Consider the following 2,398-nt stretch of genomic DNA (forward strand, 5'->3'; position numbering starts at 1 on the left):
AATAACCACATCGCAACTTCAAGTCCCATTACAAATAATAAAAAAGAATATATTGAAGTTTTAAGAATTTCGAATGGAAGTGATTGAATCCATGGACAAAATCGGTGAAATAGAAGTATTATAAAAATTAATAACACTGGGAAAAGGTAAATATAATTCATAGTTAGATCCGACCATTTCACATACACGCCTTGCTACTCTTTGCGTATGCCATAAAGACTGCTCTGTATCTACATCAATTATTAATTTATTTTCTGTATTGATAATTTCTGTTGTTTTTCTAAGATATTTTTTCAAATCAAGGGTTGATTGAAGAAGTAGCCGTTATTATTAACCTCCGTATTTACTGGTCAGACCAGATAGTTTTAAAACTGATTGATTTTCCTGAGTTGGAATAAAACCATCAAATATGATAGGCCTTTGAACCACCAGACCCGGTGAATACGAATGGTTCACAGGAAAGGACGAGATCAGGTAAATCATCCTTATCAAATCATTGTTTTTATGTTATACTTTTCAACTAGAAAGGATGTGTTGTTTTGCCTGAAGATAGAACCAATAAAGTAAGCTGCAACAACTATAGATGTGAAATTGAGATTACCCTTGAAGTCATATCTGGAAAATGGAATGCATTAATTGTATGGACCCTTGGAACTGATGGTAAAAAGAGATTTGGTGAACTGAAAAAGTCTATATCCGGTATTACCCAAAAGATGTTGACTCAACAATTAAAGTCACTTGAAAAACATGGAATAGTCAATAGAGTTGCTTATGATGTATCTCCTCCAGTAGTCGAGTATTCATTGACAGAAAGAGGTCAAAAGCTAATACCCATACTTATAGATATGGATGTATGGGGAAAAGCGTATATAAAAGATCAAAAATAATGATAGTAATAAAAGCTGGACATATTATAATGTCCAGCTTTTGTTGAATACTATGCTCCGTAGTAAGCAGTTATGAACAATTCTTTCATCTGCTCAATGGATATTTCTCTTGGATTGGTACCGGTACATGGGTCTGCTACCGCATTCTTGGATACATCATCCAAATTGGCCAGGAACTTCTCTTCTGATAAACCAAATTCTTTCAATGAAGATGGAATGTTCATTGACTTGTTTAATTTTCTGATAAATTCTACCAATGCCTTAACAAGCTCTTCATCATTGGATCCTTGCATGCCCAGTCTTTTTGCTACATCAGCATACTTTTCGCCAGCAACCGCTGCGTTGAACTCTATTGCATGAGGCAGGTAAATTGCATTTACACAGCCATGTGGGATGTCAAATATCTTGCCTGTCTTGTGAGCCATGCTGTGAACAATTCCCAAAATAGCATTTGAGAATGACATACCAGCCAAGCACTGGGATATATGCATTTTTGCTCTGGCATCTTCGCTGCCATTAAAGGATTCTATTAAAAATCCCTCTATCATTTCAATAGACTTCATGGCAAGTGCATCTATCAATTCATTGCTCATAGTTGAAACATATGCTTCCAATGCATGTGTCAGTGCGTCCATGCCTGTATTTGCAATAAGCTTGGCCGGCATTGACTGCGCCATATCCGTATCAACAATTGCAATATCAGGCGTAATGTTAAAGTCCGCTATCGGATACTTTATTCCTGTTTCATCGTCGGTTATTACTGCAAATGATGTTACTTCACTGCCTGTACCGCTTGTTGTAGGTATTGCAGCATATCTGGCCTTTTTCCTCAACTCAGGTAAATTGAAAGGCTTTGCAGCTTCTTCAAATGTGAATTCAGGGTATTCATAGAAAATCCACATTGCTTTTGCAGCATCCATCGGAGACCCTCCTCCTAAACCAATTATCCAATCCGGCTGGAATTGATTCATTACTTCTACGCCTCTCATTACAGTTTTTACAGAAGGGTCAGCTTCCACTTTTTCTATTAAAATGGTTTCCATTCCTGCTTCTTTCAAGTTTGTTTCAACCTTTTCCAAAGAACCGTTATTTTTTACTGATTCTCCTCCAATTACTATCGCTGCTTTTTTACCTCTTAGATTTTTCAGTTCTTCAACAGTTCCCTGTCCAAAATATACTTCTCTTGGTATTGTAAATCTTGCCATATTATGCTCCTTAAATGTTTTATTTAATAAAAATACTCAACATATTTTTAAATTTAATGTTCCTTGTTTCTATGCGCACACACTTGTTATTACTAGAACAATTCACATTCTAAATCACCTTGAACATATTGTAAAGTAGGCACTTTATCGTAATTAGTTACCTTTTGGTATCCAAGTTCAAAAAAATCCATCCATCAAACAAGATGGATTTGACTGAAGATGTTTTAAAGAGTTTACGGCTTTTTTTTTTGCTGCAAATGTCAATTAATATATCTTTTGGATATTGACAAGTCCTTCGGCTCTGGC

Annotated in this window: 2 protein-coding genes; one reads left to right on the forward strand and one right to left on the reverse strand. The window is 35.7% G+C overall.

Going from position 1 to position 2,398, the window contains the following annotated elements:
- The first annotated feature begins 539 nt into the window (after positions 1-539).
- Positions 540-887: a winged helix-turn-helix transcriptional regulator gene (locus tag AC3AX0_RS11640; protein ID WP_487550451.1), complete on the forward strand. Its 348-nt coding sequence runs from the start codon at positions 540-542 to the stop codon at positions 885-887.
- Between the two features lie 50 nt (positions 888-937).
- Here the strand turns inward: AC3AX0_RS11640 and AC3AX0_RS11645 are convergent, their stop codons facing one another.
- Entirely contained in the window at positions 938-2,092 is a 1,155-nt protein-coding gene (locus tag AC3AX0_RS11645; protein WP_487550452.1) for an iron-containing alcohol dehydrogenase, read from the reverse strand.
- Between the last annotated feature and the right edge of the window lie 306 nt (positions 2,093-2,398).

The sequence above is a fragment of the Dethiosulfatibacter sp. genome (assembly GCF_983023055.1).